17 protein-coding genes are annotated in these 17,962 nt (G+C 72.1%); 7 read left to right on the forward strand and 10 right to left on the reverse strand.

All coding sequences use genetic code 11. The features are described from left to right. Positions 1 to 51: 51 nt before the first annotated feature. The 3 genes from MMF94_RS10480 to MMF94_RS10490 all read right to left on the reverse strand — a co-directional run bounded on the left by MMF94_RS10480 (position 52) and on the right by MMF94_RS10490 (position 2,838). Positions 52 to 447 (reverse strand): SCO5389 family protein, encoded by a 396-nt coding sequence (locus tag MMF94_RS10480; protein WP_241036144.1) that lies wholly within the window; start codon positions 445 to 447, stop codon positions 52 to 54. A gap of 31 nt (positions 448 to 478) precedes the next feature. Beyond that, on the reverse strand, positions 479 to 1,438 hold the full coding sequence (locus MMF94_RS10485; RefSeq protein WP_241036145.1) for an ATP-binding protein: 960 nt from the start codon (positions 1,436 to 1,438) through the stop codon (positions 479 to 481). 101 nt (positions 1,439 to 1,539) lie between these two features. Continuing rightward, positions 1,540 to 2,838 carry an MFS transporter gene (locus MMF94_RS10490; protein ID WP_241036146.1) on the reverse strand — a complete coding sequence of 433 codons (1,299 nt, stop codon included), beginning with the start codon at positions 2,836 to 2,838 and terminating at the stop codon, positions 1,540 to 1,542. A 152-nt stretch (positions 2,839 to 2,990) separates the two neighbouring features. On the opposite strand from MMF94_RS10490, the gene MMF94_RS10495 reads away from it, so the two are divergent. Beyond that, entirely contained in the window at positions 2,991 to 3,953 is a 963-nt protein-coding gene (locus MMF94_RS10495) for a PAC2 family protein (protein WP_241036147.1), read from the forward strand. Between the two features lie 105 nt (positions 3,954 to 4,058). After that, entirely contained in the window at positions 4,059 to 4,526 is a 468-nt protein-coding gene (locus MMF94_RS10500; RefSeq protein ID WP_241036148.1) for a DUF4262 domain-containing protein, read from the forward strand. A 20-nt stretch (positions 4,527 to 4,546) separates the two neighbouring features. On the opposite strand, the gene MMF94_RS10505 is transcribed toward MMF94_RS10500, so the two are convergent. Then, complete coding sequence (locus MMF94_RS10505; protein WP_241036149.1) at positions 4,547 to 6,895, reverse strand: transketolase-like TK C-terminal-containing protein; 2,349 nt, start codon at positions 6,893 to 6,895, stop codon at positions 4,547 to 4,549. Between the two features lie 125 nt (positions 6,896 to 7,020). On the opposite strand from MMF94_RS10505, the gene MMF94_RS10510 reads away from it, so the two are divergent. From MMF94_RS10510 to MMF94_RS10520, 3 genes are all read left to right on the forward strand, one after another. After that, positions 7,021 to 7,527, forward strand: coding sequence for an Lrp/AsnC family transcriptional regulator (locus MMF94_RS10510; RefSeq protein WP_241036150.1), 507 nt, complete (start codon positions 7,021 to 7,023; stop codon positions 7,525 to 7,527). Positions 7,528 to 7,601: 74 nt separating this feature from the next. Continuing rightward, complete coding sequence (locus tag MMF94_RS10515; protein ID WP_241036151.1) at positions 7,602 to 8,006, forward strand: PPOX class F420-dependent oxidoreductase; 405 nt, start codon at positions 7,602 to 7,604, stop codon at positions 8,004 to 8,006. Positions 8,007 to 8,281: 275 nt separating this feature from the next. Beyond that, on the forward strand, positions 8,282 to 9,946 hold the full coding sequence (locus tag MMF94_RS10520) for a BCCT family transporter (protein WP_241036152.1): 1,665 nt from the start codon (positions 8,282 to 8,284) through the stop codon (positions 9,944 to 9,946). A gap of 45 nt (positions 9,947 to 9,991) precedes the next feature. Here the strand turns inward: MMF94_RS10520 and MMF94_RS10525 are convergent, their stop codons facing one another. The 3 genes from MMF94_RS10525 to MMF94_RS10535 all read right to left on the reverse strand — a co-directional run bounded on the left by MMF94_RS10525 (position 9,992) and on the right by MMF94_RS10535 (position 12,056). Next, the gene (locus tag MMF94_RS10525; RefSeq protein ID WP_241036153.1) at positions 9,992 to 10,960 is read right to left on the reverse strand and encodes an NADPH:quinone oxidoreductase family protein; all 969 of its coding nucleotides are present in this window, start codon (positions 10,958 to 10,960) and stop codon (positions 9,992 to 9,994) included. A gap of 37 nt (positions 10,961 to 10,997) precedes the next feature. Further along, positions 10,998 to 11,669: an MBL fold metallo-hydrolase gene (locus tag MMF94_RS10530; protein ID WP_241036154.1), complete on the reverse strand. Its 672-nt coding sequence runs from the start codon at positions 11,667 to 11,669 to the stop codon at positions 10,998 to 11,000. A 75-nt stretch (positions 11,670 to 11,744) separates the two neighbouring features. Continuing rightward, a complete protein-coding gene (locus tag MMF94_RS10535) occupies positions 11,745 to 12,056 on the reverse strand; it encodes a hypothetical protein (RefSeq protein ID WP_241036155.1) in 312 nt (103 codons plus the stop codon). Positions 12,057 to 12,137: 81 nt separating this feature from the next. Between MMF94_RS10535 and MMF94_RS10540 the strand changes: the two genes are divergently transcribed. Then, positions 12,138 to 12,755, forward strand: a complete 618-nt coding sequence (locus MMF94_RS10540; RefSeq protein WP_241036156.1) for a class I SAM-dependent methyltransferase — start codon at positions 12,138 to 12,140, stop codon at positions 12,753 to 12,755. A gap of 21 nt (positions 12,756 to 12,776) precedes the next feature. On the opposite strand, the gene MMF94_RS10545 is transcribed toward MMF94_RS10540, so the two are convergent. The 3 genes from MMF94_RS10545 to MMF94_RS10555 are packed head-to-tail and all read right to left on the reverse strand — an operon-like array spanning position 12,777 to position 15,999. Next, positions 12,777 to 13,673 carry a sugar phosphate isomerase/epimerase family protein gene (locus MMF94_RS10545; RefSeq protein WP_241036157.1) on the reverse strand — a complete coding sequence of 299 codons (897 nt, stop codon included), beginning with the start codon at positions 13,671 to 13,673 and terminating at the stop codon, positions 12,777 to 12,779. Next, positions 13,670 to 14,851 carry a dihydrodipicolinate synthase family protein gene (locus MMF94_RS10550; protein ID WP_241036158.1) on the reverse strand — a complete coding sequence of 394 codons (1,182 nt, stop codon included), beginning with the start codon at positions 14,849 to 14,851 and terminating at the stop codon, positions 13,670 to 13,672. The genes MMF94_RS10545 and MMF94_RS10550 overlap by 4 nt, the downstream gene beginning before the upstream one ends. Further along, complete coding sequence (locus MMF94_RS10555; RefSeq protein ID WP_241036159.1) at positions 14,848 to 15,999, reverse strand: Gfo/Idh/MocA family protein; 1,152 nt, start codon at positions 15,997 to 15,999, stop codon at positions 14,848 to 14,850. Before MMF94_RS10555 ends, MMF94_RS10550 begins: the two co-directional genes overlap by 4 nt. Before the next feature lie 190 nt (positions 16,000 to 16,189). Here MMF94_RS10555 and MMF94_RS10560 point away from each other — a divergent pair, with 190 nt between their 5' ends. Further along, positions 16,190 to 17,869 (forward strand): hypothetical protein, encoded by a 1,680-nt coding sequence (locus MMF94_RS10560; protein ID WP_241036160.1) that lies wholly within the window; start codon positions 16,190 to 16,192, stop codon positions 17,867 to 17,869. The last annotated feature ends 93 nt before the right edge of the window (positions 17,870 to 17,962 follow it).

Here is a 17,962-nt window from a genome sequence, read left to right on the forward strand (position 1 = left end):
CCCCGCCCCCCCGGGGCGCGGGGCCCGCGCACGGTCATGTCCACCGCAGGATCAGCAGTCCCGCAGCTCCGGGCTCTGGTTGAGGACCTGGCCGCGCGGGCTGATGAACTCCCGGTACGCCGCACCGTCGACGTCCGCCGGGGCGAACGCCGCAACGCGGTGGCAGTTCTGGAACGCGAACACCACGCCGAAGTGCCGCTCGAGCGCACCCCGGATCGCGTTGCTGGCCAGCGCCCGCAGGAGCTGACCGCGCTCCCCCTCCGACGGCGGGGGCACCTCGTGCTCGCCGAACCGGGCGTCAGGTCGCGCGGCGCGGTCCTCGGCGGCCGCGGTGACCACCTCCCAGGCATAGGGCAGCGAGTCCCGGACGACCGCGACGAACTGCGCGTCGTCGAGCTCGCCGCGTTCTGCTGCGGTCAGCACGTGGGCGGGGACGTCGAGAGACACGGAACCTCCTGAATGCAGACGGATCGTTCGGTCACACACTTGCGGCCCGGACCGTGACCGGCCCGGGGACGAACTCCGGGTCGACCTGTGCGGCGAGGTCGGCACCGACCGCACGGTTGGCCCAGGCGGCGGCGTTGCGCAGGTGGAACTCCACGGTGCCCCGGTGGTAGGCCGCCCAGTCGCGTCGCTGGTCGTCCAGCGTGGAGAGCACGGTGTCGAGCACCGCGAGGTTGGCCGGCTCGAGGGCGGTGATCGGTGCGGGCTCACCGCGCTCGGCCGCCCGCACCCACGCCGACTGGCCGAACCATCCGAGCAGGGCGTCACCCGCGTGCTCACGCAGGTAGTCGACGTCATCCGGGTCCGCCACCTTGTTGCCGACCACCCGAAGCGCCACGCCGTGACCGGCGGCGTGCTCGGCGTACTGCCGGTAGACCCCGATACCGCGCTTGGTCGGCTCGCTCACCAGCACCGTCAGGTCGAAGCGGGTGAAGAGGCCGGACGCGAAGGCATCGGCGCCCGCCGTCATGTCGACCACCACGTACTCACCCGGGCCGTCGACGAGGTGGTTGAGGTAGAGCTCCACCGCGCCCGTCTTCGAGTGGTAGCAGGAGACGCCCACGTCGGCCTCGTCGAACTCGCCGGTGACGAGGTAGCGCACGCCGCCCGCGACGGCCGAGTACCGCTGGAGCAGCTCGCCGTCCGTCGCCAGGTCGAGCAGCCGCGAACCCGGCCCGGGCGGGGTCGTCTTGATCATCATGTCGGCGGAGGGGATGAGCGGGTTGGTGCCGCGCAGGTGGTCCTTGAGCCACACCAGGTCGGAGCCGAGCGCGCGCGGTGGCGGCCCGTCGTCACCGAGAGCCGCGCCCAGATGCTGGTTGATGTCGGCGTCGATCGCGACGACCGGACGGCCGAGCTCGGCCAGGTAGCGGCTGAACACCGCCGCCGACGTCGTCTTCCCACTACCGCCCTTGCCGACGAACGCGATTCGCACCCTGCCTCCCAAGATCGACTTTACGATACTCGGGAATGATAAGCATTATCACTATCGGGTGACGGGCTCGGGTCCGGCGTGTGAGGCGCGTGTCGGGACGGTCAGCGGGCGCGGCGCCGCGCGGCCAACAGCTCACGCAGCGGAGGCACCACAACACCGTCGACCGCCAGCTTGCGGCGAGCGCGACGGCGGGCCCCCAGCACACCGACGAGCGCGAGGCCCCAGATCACGTACTGCACCATCCAGGCGCCCCGGAACGCGTCGGGGCTGTACCCACCGTCCGGACCGATCTGCCCGAGCACCACACCCACCGCGAGCGACACGACCAGCGACGCGAAGAACCCGCCGACGTTCACGATGCCGACCGCCGCGCCCTGGCGGTGCCCGGGATTGAAGGTGCGGGCGTAGTCGAAGCCCACCATCGACGCCGGGCCGCCCAGCGCCAGCACGCACACGAGCAGCACCAGCAGCCATCGCGGAGCCGGCGGCGGCACCGCCAGCACGACCGTCCACATCACCGCGGTCGTCCCGATCACCGCGAGCACCAGCCACGACCGGCGCAGCGGGTGCCGGGCGGTGAACTCGCCGAACAGCGGCCCCGCGACGATGCCGACGCCGACCAGCAGCGCGAGCATCGCGCTCGCCGCGGCGGACGAGAGCCCCTGGCCCACCACCAGGTACGGCACGCCCCAGAGCAGCGCGAACACCGTGCCCGAGAACTGCGTGCCCATATGGGTCCACAACCCGAGCCGGGTGCCCGGCTCCCGCCACGACGAGACGAGCCCGTCGACCACCTCACGGAGAGAGGCCGCCGGTGGCGGCGCGGGAGCACCCGGCGGCCGGTTGCGCACCACCGCCAGCGCCGCGAGCGCGACGGCCACCCCCAGCCCGGCGGCCGACGCGAACGCCGCGGTCCAGCCGGAGCCGTGCAGCAGCAGGGCGAGCGGCACGGCGCTCAGCACCTGTCCGAGCTGGCCGATCAAGCCGGTGAGCTGCGTCATCAGCGGCACTCGCCGGGCGGGGAACCAGGCCGTGACCACGGAGAGCACGCTGATGAACGTCAGCGCGTCGCCCGCGCCCACCAGCACGCGCGCGAGGATCGCCAGCGGCAGGTCGGTGGCGAGCGCGAGCATCAGTTGACCGGCGGCCATCGTGAACGCCCCGGCCACGACGAGCCGCCGGGCGCCGAACCGGTCGAGCAGCACACCGACGGGTATCTGGAGGCTGGCGTAGACGAGCAACTGCAGCACCACGAACCCGGACAGCGCCTCCGGACCTGCGGTGAAGCGGGCAGCCGCGTCGAGTCCGGCCACGCCGAAGGAGGTGCGATGCATGACGCCGACGAGATACGCGGCCAGACCGACAGCCCAGACCACCCAGACGCGATGATGCAGTTTCATTTCCTCCTCATGGTGCGGGCACGGATGCCCGAACGGGATGCTGTGCGGGGAAGTTCACGTTGCACGGGGGAGACTTGCTCGCCGGGGATCCCCGGACCGTGCGACGTTGCAACGGGCGGGGTGGGACCCCGTCGAGGAACCGGAGGTGTGCGGTGCTGGACCCGGCTGAGCTCTACGAGGTGGCGGCTGACGCGCCGGAGGTCGACGAGCCCGTGCTACTCGTGGCGCTCGAAGGTTTCGTCGACGCGGGGAACGCGGCACAGCTGGCCGTCGACGCGATCCTGGCGGACCGTGAGGCACGGACGGTGGCGCGTTTCGACATCGACCAGCTCGTGGACTACCGATCGAGGCGGCCTCCTCTGCGCTTCGAGTCCGACCACTGGGCCGCCTACGAACGGCCGCAGCTCGACGTCGTCGCACTGAAGGACACGGGCGACACCGACTACCTGCTGCTCACGGGGCCCGAGCCGGATGTGCAGTGGGAACGGTTCTGCGTCGCCGTCGAGCAGATCGTGCGCCGGTTCGGCGTGCGCCTGGTGATCAACCTCACCGCGATCCCGATGGCCGTGCCGCACACCCGTCCGATCGGCGTCACCGTCCACGGCACGCGGCCCGAGCTCACCGAGGGGCACGAGGCGTGGTTCGCCACGGCGCAGGTCCCCGGCAGCGCGGTGGGGCTGATGGAGTTCCGCCTCGGTGAGGCCGGGCTCGACGCGATGGGTTTCGCCGTCCACGTTCCGCACTACCTGGCGCGCGCGGAGTACCCGCAGGCCGCCCGGGTGCTGCTGGACCACATCGGGATCGCCGCTGGGCTCTATCTGCCCACAGAAGGGCTGTCCAAGGCCGCTGAGCTCGCCGAGGCCGAGATCGCCGAGCAGGTGGCGGGCTCCGACGAGGTGCGCCAGGTCGTCCAGGCTCTGGAGCGGCAGTACGACACGGTGTCCACCGGCCGCGGCGACCGATCGAGTCTCGGCCTCTCGGGCGAGCTGCCCAGCGCCGACGAGCTCGCCGCCGAGGTGGAGCGGTTCCTGGCCGGCCACGACGACAAGGACAGCGACAGGGGCGGCGACAACGGGGAGGGCGACGAGGGACGGGGAGGCGCCCAGTCCAGCTGAACCGCCCTGTGGACAACTCCTCGGCAGCGCGCCGCGCAGGCCCGTCGCCGTCGGTGGCGACGGTCACGGTTGCCCGGTCGGAGTCGACCGACCGAGGAGGAACCGATGTGCTGGAAGTGCGACGACCCCGCCCTCACCCCCGAGGAGTACCTGGCGCGCATGGCCCGGCTGGTCCGGAAGCACTGCTGGGTGGTGCAGGGCGTGCGCGGCGAGCGCGGCAGGCCCCCGTGGTCGTACACCGTGGGGCTCACGTCCCACCAGCGCCCGGAGCTCGTCACCACCGGGCTGCCTGCGGCCCGGGCCGCAGCGCTGCTCGACGGCGTCGCGGCGCACCTGGTGCACGCCACCGCGCCGCCGCCGGGTGATCAGGTTCGGCTCGTCAGCGGGCCGCTCGTCGAGTTCGTCGAGGTCGACCATCCCGAGATCCACCTGGCCATGGCCCAGGCCCTCTACGGCGCCGCAGTGCGCGCGCTGCAAGTGGTGTGGGCCGACGACCACGACCACTGGCCGTGGGACGAGGGCTTCCGTGCACGCCAAGGCGGCCAGCCCGTGCTGGGCCGGCGGGCGAGATGAGGCTCGCGTACCGGGACGGCTCAGGCGGTCAGGTCGAGCCCCGCACTCACGATGGTGCCCGCGTCCAGGCCGTGGTGGCGGTAGACGTCGTCGAGATCGCCGGACTGCCCGAACCGCGACACCCCCAGGTGGGCGGCCCGCACCTGGTTGATCCCCGCCAGGAAGGCCAGCGTGTGGGGGTGCCCGTCCAGCACGGTCACCAGCGGCGTCGCGCGGTGGGCCGGGAATGCGGCGTCGAGAATCCAGGTCTCCGCGTCCCCGCGTCCGCCGCGTGCCTGCTGCGCGTCGAACAGCAGCCCGGCGCTGGTCACGCAGACCACGTCGGTGGGTGTGCCCAGCCCCTCCAGCCGCTCGGCCGCGGCCAGTGCCTCCGGCACCACCGCACCCATCGCGGCGATGGTCAACGCGGGAGCCACGGCCCGCCCGTCCTGCGTGGCCCGGCGCAGCGGGTACGCACCGGCCACCACCTGGCGCCGGCGGCGCTCCCTGGCGGCGGGGTCGGTGGGCACCGCGGCGAGCGTCTGGTCCACCGGACGGGTGGAGAGGCGCAGGTAGGCCGAGGTCCCGTCGGGGCGGCCGAGCCGGGCCAGCGACGCCAGCAGCGTCCACTCCACGTCGATGGCGAAGGCGGGGTCGTAGCTGATGCAGCCGGGCTGCTCCAGCCCCACCGACGGCGTGCTGATCGACTGGTGCGCCCCGCCCTCCGGCGCGAGCGACACCCCCGACGGCGTACCGACGAGGATCGACTGGCCGCCCGCGTAGATCCCGAACGACCACGGTTCGAGCGCGCGCTCCACGAACGGGTCGTAGAGCACGCCGATCGGCAGCAGCGGCTCACCCCAGCGGCTCCAGGTGGCGCCCAGCTCCCCCAGCAACCCCACGAGGTTCGTCTCGGCGATACCCAGCTCGAGGTGCTGACCGGTCGGCCGCTCGCGCCAGTGCAGGATCGTCTCGGGATCGTCGGCGAACCAGTCCACCCGCTCGCGCGCCGACCACACCCCCACCTTGTTCACCCAGCCGCCGAGGTTCGTCGACGAGCTGACGTCCGGGCAGAGGGTCACCACCCGCCGGGCGGCCTCCGGTGCGGAGCGGGTGAGGTCGAGCAGCGCGCGGCCCAGCGCCGCCTGCGTCGTGGCGGTGCCCGAGGGCGTGCGGCCGATGTCGGCCGGGATCCCGGTCACGGCGCCCCGCACCACCGGTTCCCTGCGCAGCCGGGCACCCACCGAGGAGCAGAGCCGGGCCGCGGCGCTCCCCGCCGGGAACCGCGCCCACGGATCGTCCACGGAGGCTCCGACGACCGCGCCCAGCTGCTCCATCTGCTCGGTCGTGAGCAACGAGGAATGGTTCTGGGGGTGCCCCTCGCTCGCGAGCCCGTAGCCCTTCACCGTGTAGGCGAAGATCACCGTGGGGCGGGAGTCGTCGATCTCCGCGAAGGCGTCCCCGAGTGCGGCGAGGTCGTGGCCGCCGAGGTTGCGGATGGCGGCGTGCAGTGTCGCGTCGTCGAGTTCGGCCACGAGCCCGGCCAGCTCCGCGTCGTCGCCGGGCAGTCGCTCGCGCAGCTGGGCGGGGGTGCAGCGCAGCAGACGCTGGTACTCCGGGTTCGGCATCTCGTCGATCCGGCGCCGCAGGGCAGGGCCGCCGGGCCGGGTGAAGAGCTTCTCGAGCAGCCGCCCGTACTTCACGGTGAGCACCTGCCAGCCGGCGGCGTCGAACATGCCCTGCAGCCGGGGGGTCCCGATGTTGGGCACCACGCGGTCGAGCGACTGCCGGTTGAGGTCGACGATCCACACCACCTCGCCCAGCTCGGCCACCATGGGGTCGAGGATCGCCTCCCAGCAGGCGCCCTCGTCGAGCTCGGCGTCCCCCACCAGGGAGTACTGGCGACCCGTCCCCGGGTCGGCTCCGAGGGAGGTGACGTACCGGCGGGCGAGGGCCCCCCAGATCGGGGCGGTCGCGCCGATGCCGACCGAACCGGTGGAGTAGTCCACGGGGTCGGGGTCCTTGGAGCGGCTCGGGTAGCTCTGCAGTCCGCCGTACTCGCGCAGGGTGGTCAGGTAGCGCTCGTCGAGCTCCCCGAGCAGGTAGTTGATCGCGTGCAGCACCGGCGAGGCGTGCGGCTTCACCGACACCCGGTCGCCGCTGCGCAGGTGCTCGAACCAGAGCGCCGTCATGATCGTCACCATCGACGCACTCGACGCCTGGTGTCCGCCCACCTTCAGCCCACTCGGATTCGGGCGCACGCGGTTGGCGTGGTGCACGATCGCGGTGGCGAGCCAGAGCACGCGCTGCTCGATCTCGCGCAGCACCTCCGACGGATCGGCTCCGGACGCACCCCCGGCGACGCCCGTCCGGTCCTCAATGCTCGTCATCACGCCCTCCTGACCAAAGTTGCCGCTCAACTGCACCATCACCACGATGACTGCACAACTGATGGCGGCATGATTGAGCAGACTGCTCAAGAACAAACGATCAGCGTGGGAAAGGAGCGGGCAGAATGCGCAACGCGGAGGGTGTCGACGCCACCGACGCGCGATTGCTGCTCGCGCTCGACGAGAGCCCACGGGCGTCGGTGCTCGCGCTGGCGGAGCGGCTCGGGCTATCCCGCAACACGGTGCAGGCCCGGCTGTCGGGGCTCGAGGCGCGGGGCGCGGTCAGGTCGTTCGAGCGCCGGATCGACCCAGCCGCGCTCGGCTACCCGCTCACCGCCTTCGTCACGGTGCAGGTCGTGCAGCGCCGGCTCGACGAGGTGGCAGCAGCGCTCTCCGAGGTGCCGGAGGTGGTGGAGGTGCTCGGGCTGTCCGGACCGGCCGACCTGCTGGTCCAGGTCGTCGCCCGCGACGCCGACGACCTGTACCGCATCGCCGGCCAGTTGCTCGCCACGGAGGGGGTCGAGCGCACCAACACCTCCCTCGTGATGCGCACGCTCGTGGAACACCGCCTCTCCCCGCTGCTGCAGCGTGTCGCCGAGCAGCAGCGCTCCGGGCAATCGGGGCCGCAGTGAGGTAGTTCCGCGGCGAGCCACAACCCGCTCGACCTGGCACTGCGCACGCGGCGGTGATGGGTGACGATCACGCCATGAGCAAACCGAAACGCGAGCTGGCACCCGAGATCGTCGAGATGCTGCACCGGGCCAACCCTGCGGTGATCGGCACCGTGCGCAGCGACGGGGCACCGGTCACCGTGGCCACCTGGTACCTCTTCCGCGACGGAGAGCTCCTGGTGAACATGGACGCGCAGCGCCGTCGCCTCGACCACATCCGCCGCGACCCCCGCGTGTCGATCACGGTGCTCGACGGCGACGACTGGGGCAGCCACGTCAGCCTGCAGGGCAGGCTGACCCTGCACGACGATCCCGATCTGCGCGACATCGACGAGATCGCCCAGCACTACATCGGCAAGCCGTACCCGCAACGGGACCGGCCCCGCGTCACCGGCGTGCTCGAGATCGAGACCTGGCACGGGTGGGGCCGTTTCGCCTGACCGGCAGGTTTCACGTTCCCGCCTTCCAGGCAACGAGAAGGTTGCGGTAGTCCGCACTCAAGTTGACGGCGCCACGTCGGGGACGCAATGTGGCCCATCCGCGAACGTCGCCCGTTCATCCGCTTCATCCGCACGTGAGGGGGATGCCCCGCCCAGCGGGGCCGCAGACCATGACCGTTTCGGAGACACCCAGGAGTAGCGAGACACCCAGGGGTAGTGATCCCACCCCGCCGGCTACGGCCTCGCCCGGAGGTTCGGCCGAGCAGCGCCAGCCGGTGGACTGGTGGGTCTTCGGCGTGGCTGCGGCGCTCGTCGTCGCATTCATCGCCTGGGGCACCCTGTCCACCCACACGCTGAGCGCGGTCGCCGCCGCGGTGCTCGCCGGCGTCATGAACGCGGGCGGATGGGCGTTCGTACTGGCCGCGAGCGGCTTCGTGGTGTTCGCGCTGTGGCTGGCGGTCAGCCGGTACGGGAAGATCCCGCTGGGCCGCGACGGCGAGAAGCCCGAGTTCCGCACCGTCTCGTGGGTCGCGATGATGTTCAGCGCCGGAATGGGCATCGGCCTCATGTTCTACGGCGTCAGCGAGCCGCTCGCCCACTTCACGAGCCCGCCGCCGGGCACCGTGCCCGCGGACTCGGCCGAGGCGCTGGACGTGGCGATGGCCACCACGCTCTTCCACTGGACGCTGCACCCGTGGGCGATCTACGCGGTGGTCGGGCTCGCGATCGCGTACAGCACGTTCCGCAAGGGTCGCCGCCAGCTGATCAGCTCGGCCTTCGCGCCTCTCCTGGGCGAGCGGCGCAGCGAGGGCACGTTCGGCAGGGCGATCGACATCCTCGCGATCTTCGCCACGCTCTTCGGCTCCGCGGCGTCACTCGGGCTCGGCACGCTGCAACTCGGTGGTGGCCTGCAGGCCTACGGGCTGCCGCCGCTGGGCGACCTGCTGCTGGTGGCGATCATCGCGGTGCTCACCATCGCGTTCATCTGCTCGGCCGTCACCGGGGTCGCCAAGGGCATCCAGTGGCTCTCGAACATCAACATGGTGCTCGCCGCGGTGCTGGCGATCGTCGTGTTCGTCGCCGGGCCGACCATCCTGATCCTCAACCTGATCCCGACTGCCATCGGCGACTACCTCGGCAACCTCTCGCAGATGGCTGCCCGCACCGCCGCCACGGGGGGCGACGCCACTGCCGAATGGCTGGCCGGCTGGACGGTCTTCTACTGGGCCTGGTGGATCTCCTGGACCCCCTTCGTCGGCATGTTCATCGCCCGGATCAGCCGCGGTCGCACGATCAAGCAGTTCATCACGGGCGTCATCCTCATCCCGAGCCTCGTGAGCCTGCTCTGGTTCGCGATCTTCGGCGGCGCGGCGATCAACCTGCAGCGCAGCGGCACCGACCTCGCCTCCCAGCCCACCGAGGCCCAACTGTTCGGGCTGCTCGACACGCTGCCGCTCGGCAACGTGCTCAGCATCATCGCGATGGTGCTGATCGCGATCTTCTTCGTGTCCGGTGCCGACGCCGCAGCTGTGGTGATGGGCACCCTCTCGCAGCGCGGCTCGATCGCCCCCGCCCGCTGGGTTGTGGTGTTCTGGGGCGTCGTGATGGGTGCGATCGCGATCATCATGCTGCTCGTGGGCGACGAGGGCGAGGCGCTCACCGGCATCCAGAACATCACGATCATCATGGCCGCGCCGTTCGCCGTGGTGATGGTGGTGCTGTGCGTGGCGCTGGCGAAGGACCTGCGCCACGATGCGCTCATGCTGCGCGACCGGCGCTCCGTGGCCGTCGTCGAGCAGGCGGTCGACTACGGCACGAAGCACTACCGCGACGGGTTCGTGGTCTCGGTGAAACCGCACCCGGAAATGCACGGGTCGGTCGAGGACGCGGGCGGCAGCAACGGGGCCACCGGCGGCGCCACCCCACCCGAGCGCACCTGACCGGTGGAGCGGCCGCGGGCCGGAGGTGGTCTCGCGGCCGCGCACTCAGGACGTCTCGAGCACGACCTTGCCGGTGACCTTGCGCTCGTCGATCCGGGCCAGGGCATCCGCCGCTTGCACCAACGGGAAGGTCTCGGAGATCACGGGATCGAGGGCACCCGATCGCAGGTGCGGCTCCAGTTCGGCCCACTGCTCGGCGAGGTAACCGGGCCGGGCGAGCGCGTAGGCACCCCAGCCGACGCCGACGACGTCGATGTTGTTGAGCAGCAGCCGGTTCACGCGCACCGTCGGGATCTCGCCCGCGGTGAAGCCGATGACGAGCAGCCTGCCCGCCGGCGCGAGGCAACGCAGCGAGTCGGTGAAGCGGTCGCCACCGACCGGGTCGACCACGAGGTCGACGCCCGCACCCGCGGTGAGGCTCTTCACGGCGTCGCGGAACCCGTCGGCGAGCACCGTCTCGTGGGCGCCTGCGGCGCGGGCCACCTCGGCCTTCTCGGTGGTGGAGACCACCGCCACCACCCGGGCGCCCAGTGCCGCCGCGAGCTGGATGCACGCCGTGCCGACCCCACCGGCCGCCCCGTGCACGAGCACCGTCTGGCCCGCTTGCAGGTGGCCGCGCACGAGCAGCGCGAAGTGTGCGGTCAGGTAGTTCATCGGCAGGCACGCGCCCGCGGCGAAGGACACCTCGTCGGGCAGGGGCAGGACGTGGTCGGCGTTCACCGCCACGACCTCGGCGAAGGCGCCGGTGCCGGCGAAGGCGACGACCCGCTGTCCCGGCTGCAGCGGCGAGCCGTCGGGCGCCTCCCGCACGACGCCTGCCACCTCGGAACCGAGGACGAACGGGAGATCGGGCCTGTACTGGTAGAGGCCCTTGCTCTGCAGCACGTCCGGAAAGTTCACGCCGGCGGCACGCACCTCGATCAGCACCTCGTCGGCCCGTCGCTGAGGCTCCGGGACGTCCCGCACCTCGACCGCCGCCGGGCCGTCCAACCGCACCACCTGCACCGAACGCACGTCGCTACCTCTCCGTAGGGGTCACCTGCCCCCATCCTCACCCATGCAGGTGACGCAGCCGCTCACCTGCCCCGCCGACCAGCGCGTCACCGTGCCCGAAGCACGCGATATCGACGTCCAGGGCGGCCAGCCTGCGCATCGACGCTGCGGCACGGTCGCGGTCGAGGTTGAACGGGCCGAGCATCAGCTCTCCGCCGTGCTCCGCGATCACGTCGCCGGTGAACAGCACCCGGTCGGCGAGGTGCAGGGCGATGCTGCCGTCGGTGTGGCCGGGCACGTGCAGCATCCGGGCGCCCGCACCGATGTCGAGGTCCTCCCCGCCGTGCAGCTCGACGTCGACGCGGGCAGGCGGGGCGGGTGGCAGGCCGTGCGCGACACGGGCGTGCAGCTCGCGCTCGGCCTCGCTGAAGTCGGGGGGCGGCCCTGGCCGTTCCCCGCGGATGATCGGCGCGTCGGCACCGTGGGCGAGCACGGTGACGCCGGGCCATGATCCGATCTCGGCAGCGGAGCCGGTGTGGTCGTCGTGGAAGTGGGTGAGCACCACCCGCCGCAGCGTGCCGAGCCCCTGGACCGCGGCGGCGATGGCCGGTGCGGAACCGGCAGGTCCTGTGTCGATCAACGTCAGGTCGTCGCCGTCCTGCCACAGGTAGGCCTGGCCCACCGAGAAGCGCAGCAGGTGTAGTCGGGGTGCCAGCTCGAGGAGGTCCATCGGGCGACCGTAGGACCGCTGACGGCGCCGTCCTGCCCGGTTTCGCCCTCGGAGGATCAGCTCAGGGAGTAACCGTCAGGCCGGCACGCCGTCGTCGTAGCGCACGACGCGCGGCGTATGGGTCAGCTCGTCCACGAGCACGCCGAGCCACCCGTCCACCCGCTCCTGGACACGATCGAGGGTGTCGAGCTCGCAGGCCAGGTCGAGCGCACGGTCCACGCCGCAGTCGCCGCCGTCGAGGGCCTGGCTCAGCTCGTGGCGTACCCGGGCCGCGCGGGCACGGCAGCCGTCCGAGGTCTGCACGTGGGCGAGCAGACGGGCGCGCTGCTCCGAAGTGATGTTGTCCGGAACGGATGCGACGAGCTGCTGCAGTCGGTGCGGATGCACGAGTACCCCCTCAGGTGACAGCCATCACCTCGACGGTACCGGCGCGCGGCTCCGAGGCGGTACCCCGCTACGGTGCTGATCATGTCGCGGTCGCCGTGGGCAGACACCGGCCTGTTCCTGCGCGAGTTCGTCCGTCACCCCCTCAACACCGCGGCTGTCGCCCCCAGTTCGGCGGCGCTCGCCGCCGGGATGACGGCGCCTCTGGCCACCACCGGCGACCCCGTGGTCGTCGAGCTCGGCCCGGGCACCGGCGCGTTCACCCGCGCCATCCAGGAACGCACCGGCGGTCGGGTCCGGCACATCGCCGTGGAGCTCAACCCGGGTTGGGCGCAGCTGCTCAGGGAGCGCCACCCCGAGGTCGACGTGGTGCTCGGCGACGCCCGTGAGCTGCCCGCACTGCTCGCCGACCGGGGGATCACGGCCGTCGACGGGGTGGTGAGCGGGCTGCCGTGGGTGGCCTACTCCCCCGGCCCGGACGGGCGCGGCCTGCACGCCGTGATCACCGACGCGCTCGCACCCGGCGGCGTCTTCACCCAGTTCGCCTACACCTGGACGCGCTGGGCACCTCCCGCCCGGCGGCAGCTCGCCGACCTGCGCGCGCACTTCGGCGAGGTGACGATCACTCCGGCGGTGTGGAGGAACCTGCCGCCCGCCGTGGTCTACGTGGCGCGGAAACCGCTGCGTCGCAGCGGTGACTGAGTCTCCAGCAGACACACCGGCTCAGAGGTAGGGCTCCACCAGTTCGACGTAGCGGCGCGCGAGGGTGGCGAGCACCTGGTCCCCCGGCGCGGCCCAGACGTCGGCGTGGAAGATCTCCACCTCGACGTCGCCCGTGTAGCCCGATGCCGCAACCGCCTTCGTGAAGGCGGGGAAGTCGACGTGGCCGTCACCCATCATCCCGCGCGCGAGCAGCGTGTCGGCCGGGAGCGGGGTGATCCAGTCGCAGATCTGGTAGCTCAGGATCCGTTCACCCGCCGCGGCGATCCGGGCGTGCACCCCCGGCTCCCACCAGAGGTGGAAGGTGTCGGCGATCACGCCGACCTCGTGCGGAGCGAACGACTCGGCGATCTCCAGTGCCTGCGCCAGGGTGGAGACGACCCCGCGGTCGGCCGCGTAGATCGGGTTCATCGGCTCGATGCCGAGCGTGACTCCCCGCTCGACGGCGTGCGGCACCAGCGCCGCGATCGCCTCGGCCGCCCGCGCTCTGGCCCCGGTGAGGTCCTTGTCGCCCGCCGGCAGGCCACCGGGGACGAGCACCAGCGCCCGGGTGCCGAGCGCCGCGGCCTCGTCGATCGCGCGCAGGTTGTCCTCGTGGGCGGTGGCGCGGGCCGCCGGGTCGGACGCGGTGAAGAACCCACCGCGGCACAGCGACGAGACGCGCAGGCCCGCGTCGTCCACCCAGCGGCGGGCGGTGTCGACCCCGACCTCGGCCACCGGCTCCCGCCAGAGCCCGATCGCAGGTAGGCCTGCTGCCACTGCGCCGTCGACCGCCTCGCGCAGGCTCCAGTGTGCGGTGGTGCGCTGGTTGAGCGACAGCCGTGCGAGGCGTGGGTCCCCCGGCTCGGGCGTGCCGATACGCGCGGGCGCGCCGCTGGGAACGTCGAGGACGGCCGTCACCGCGTCGCCCCGGCCACTGCGAGCAGCCCGCGGAACTTCTCGGCGGCGCGTTCCGGGTCCGGGACCAACCGCGCGTCGTTGGCCAGCGCAAACGCCTCCGCGAGATGCACGATCGACCGCGCCGACTGCAGACCGCCGACCATCGTGAACCCGGGCTGGTGGCCGCAGAGCCAGGCCAGGAAGGCGATGCCTGTTTTGTAGTAGAAGGTCGGCGCTGCGAACACGTGCCGCGACAGCGCGAGAGTGGGGGCCAGCTCCGCGTCGTAGCGGTGGACGTCGCCGTCGTCGAGTGCCGCCAGTGCGGCCGACGCCGCCGGGGCGATGGCGGAGAACGCGCCCAGCAGCGCATCCGAATGGTGGGTGCCGTCGCCGCGGATCAGCTCCGGGTAGTTGAAGTCGTCGCCGGTGTAGAGGCGCACACCCGCCGGGAGCGCGGCGCGCAAGCCGATCTCGTGCTCTGCCGAGAGCAGCGACACCTTCACGCCGTCGACCTTCGCCGCATGCGATTCGACGAGCTGCAGGAACGTCGCCGTCGCCGCCGGGATGTCGGTGGAGCCCCAGTAGCCGCGCAGCTGCGGGTCGAAGGCCTCGCCGAGCCAGTGCAGGATCACCGGTTCCCTGACCTGACGCAGCAGCTCGTCGTAGACGCGCAGGTAGTCGTCCGGGCCGGACGCGAGCGCAGCCAGCTGGCGCGAGGCCATCAGGATCACCTGGGCGCCGGTTCCCTCCACGAACTCGACCTGCTCGCTGTACGCGGCGATGACGCCGTCGATCGAGGTGAGGTCGGTGCGGTGGTCGGTGCCTGCTCCCGCCGCGATCCGGGCGCCGTCGGTCCTCGCCTGCTCGGCGCTGCGGCGCACCAACTCCTGGACGGCCACCCAGTCGAGGCCCATGTTGCGCTGCGCGGTGTCCATCGCCTCGGCGACGCCGAGGCCGTAGGAGAAGAGGTGGCGGCGGAACGCGAGCGTGGCGTCCCAGTCGACCGCGGCGGGAGCACCGGGGACGTTCTCGCCCCACGGGTCGGCGGCGACGTGAGCGGCGGCGAAGGCCACCCGGCTGCGGTAGGGCCCGGGGTGCTCGGCCCACTGCCGGGGTTCGGCGAGCTCGACGGTGCGCCAGCCGCCCCCGGCGACCGGTAGGTCGATCCGCCGGCCGATGCGCGGGGCGACCTGCGTCATGCCGACGCTCCCGGCAGCTCGACGCGCACGCCCTCGGCCGAGGACTTCAGCGCCGCGGCCACCAGTCGCAGACCGCGCACTCCGCTCATGAAGTCGTAGGGATGGGGCCGTCCCGCGTCGGCGTCGAGGAGGAAGCGCTCCCACTGGGCGCGGAAGCCGTTGGTGAACTCCTGGTTGTCGGGCACCTCCTCCCACTGGGCGCGGAAGTCCTGGTCGGTCGGCACATCGGGGTTCCACACCGGCTTGGGCGTGCGCACCCGGTGCTGGATGCGGCACCCGAACAGACCCGCCACCGCCGAGCCGTGGGTGCCGTCCACCTGGAACTCGACGAGCTCCTTGCGGTCCACCCGCACCGCCCACGACGAGTTGATCTGGGCGATGACGCCGCCAGCCAGCTCGAAGATTCCGTAGGCGGCGTCGTCGGCGGTGGCCTCGTAACGGTTGCCCTGCTCGTCGAAGCGGTGCGGGATGTGCGTGACGGACCTGGTCATCACGGCCTCGACGCCGCCGAACAGATGCTCGAGCACGTAGCTCCAGTGGCAGTACATGTCGAGCGTGATGCCGCCGCCGTCCTCGGCGCGGTAGTTCCAGCTCGGCCGCTGTGCGGGCAACATGTCGCCCTCGAACACCCAGTAGCCGAACTCCCCGCGCACCGACAGGATCCGGCCGAAGAACCCGGCGTCGATCAGCCGCTTCAGTTTGATCAGGCCGGGCAGATAGATCTTGTCGTGCACCACTCCGTCGACGATCCCGGCGGCGCGGGCCGCCTCGACGAGCTCCATGCCCTCGTCCACCGACTCGGCGAGCGGCTTCTCCGTGAAGACGTGCTTGCCCGCGGCGATCGCCCGCAGGATCGCCTTCTTGTGCTCGCTCGTGACCTGGGCGTCGAAGTAGATCGACGCTCCGTCCTCGGCGAGAGCGGCGTCGAGATCGGTGTGGAACAGGTCGATGTCGTGGCGGCGGGCGATGTCGGCCAGCTTGTCGCGGCTGCGACCCACGAGCACCGGCTCGACCTGGAGGCGGGTGCCGTCGGGACGCAGCACCCCGCCCTCGTCACGGATCGCGAGCACGGACCGGACGAGGTGCTGGCGGTAGCCCATCCGCCCGGTCACGCCGTTCATGACGATGCGGACGGTGGGTCCTGACATGGGCTCTACCTGCTCTCTCCGGGCTTCGGCGGTGAACGGCCCGGTGTCGGTCGACGCGCGTGTAAGCGCTTTCCGAGGATAGGGTGAACGGCGACGAAGCGGCAAGACCGGCGGGGCTAGCACCCCGCGCAACAACGTTGGCGGCGCCCCGGGTGTAGTCCGTTCGGAGGCTGCTGACAGGGTGGGCGGAGTGCGTCTCGTCTTCCGCTCCGACGATCATGAGGAGTACTCGGCCGTCCGCGACCGCCTGCGCCTGCACATCGTCGCCTGGGCTCGCCGACGCGGCATCGAGGTGGAACCGTCACTCGTGGCCGCGGCGCTCGACCACAAGCACAGCGTCGACGGCCGCCTCGGCCACTGGACGCGCGAGCACGTCGCCGATGCGCTGGCCGTGTGGTTCCCGCGCACGGTCGCGCTGCTCGAGGACGATCGCGACGCCGTCCCCACCGCGCTGCACGCCCTGATCGGCTTCCTCGCCGACCACGACTGGCTCGACTCCCGCTCCGACGCGCCCGCCGAGCTGCACGCGCAGGTCTCCGACTCGACGCCGGCCCTGCACGACGCCCTCGACGACGAGCGCAACCACGACCTCGGCACGTTCTGGGCGGTGCAGATGCTGCGCCACGGCGTCGCGACGGCCGACCCCGCCGCCGTCGCCCGGTTCCTGTCGCAGGTGCACGCCGGGGAGCTGGAGATCAACCGGGATGCGCTCGACGAGATCCGGCGCCGCCAGGAGAACGAGACCACCGAACCCACGCGGCCCGAGCTGGCGCCCGTGCTCCTGCCCAGCGCCGCGCAGATGCTGGCGGCCGCCGACTCCAGCGTCGCGGTCTCCCGGCTGCGCGCGTTCACGCGGTGGGTGCGGGCCGGACGCGCGGTCACGCGGGAGGGCAGGCTCCTGCTCTCCGACGCCCGCGCGGTGGCCGACGCCCTCGACCTCGACCACTTCAGCCGCGACCACGCCCGTACCAGCGACGACCTCCCGGAGATCAGCCTCCTGCTGCACTGGGCCAGGCAGGCGCGGCTCGTGCGTGTGGTGCGCGGACGGCTGCTGCAGGTCAAGAGCGCGGCTCCGATCCTCAGCCGGCCGATCGAGCTGTGGCGGCGGGCGTTCGAGGCCGTGGGAGGCATCGGCGAGCACTTCGGCGGCAGCAACGTGTTCGGCGCGCCGTCGCTCTTCGGGATGAGCCTCGGGGAGGCCTTCCCGATCCTGCTGTTCCAGCTCTACTCCGCCGGCGGGGACCCCATCCCGGTGGAGCTGTTCCACCGCGTCGTGCGCGACACCGTCAACGAGCGGATGGGATGCGTCGTCGACGACCTGGCAGGCGACGTCGAGCACCGGCTGTGGCGCCGCGACGTCACGGCCCTGCTCGACGCGCTGGAGCTGCTCGGCGCCGTGCACCTGTCCGAGAGCCTCGACGGTGAGAACCAGGACGAGCTGATCGAGCTCGCGGGCCGTGACGACCCGGACCCCACGCTGGTCTCGCTGACCCCGATCGGCCTCTGGGCCGTGCAGGAAATGCTCACCGACCAGGGAGTGCACGCACCGCTCGCCGGCGAGATGGCCGACGAGGACATCGAGTACGTCTGCGTGCGCTGCACGGGCCTGCGCCCCGAGGTCGTCGACGCCGAGCTGACGGCCTGGGTACGCGCCCGCAGCGGACGGGCCGCGGCGCAGGAGATCATGCGCTACCTCCAGCGGGTGGAGGAGCCGGCACACCGGGAGCTCGCCCTGTTCGCGCTCTCCCGTGCCGGTGTGCCCGGCCGCGAGGCGGTGCGGTGGCGCGGACGTCCGGCGGCTGCGCTGCGCGCGCCCGCCACCGGGGCCCAGCCGCGTGTCGAGTGCGACGCGCGAGCACGTCGCCCCTGACCGATCAGCCGTTCGGGTGGCCGCGAAACCTCCACGTCACATCGGTCTCGCGCGGTGCGAGTAGGAATCGGGCGGCTGTCGCCGCCCGTCCGC

It is taken from the genome of Pseudonocardia alaniniphila (assembly GCF_022524485.1).
Taxonomy (GTDB): domain Bacteria; phylum Actinomycetota; class Actinomycetes; order Mycobacteriales; family Pseudonocardiaceae; genus Pseudonocardia; species Pseudonocardia alaniniphila.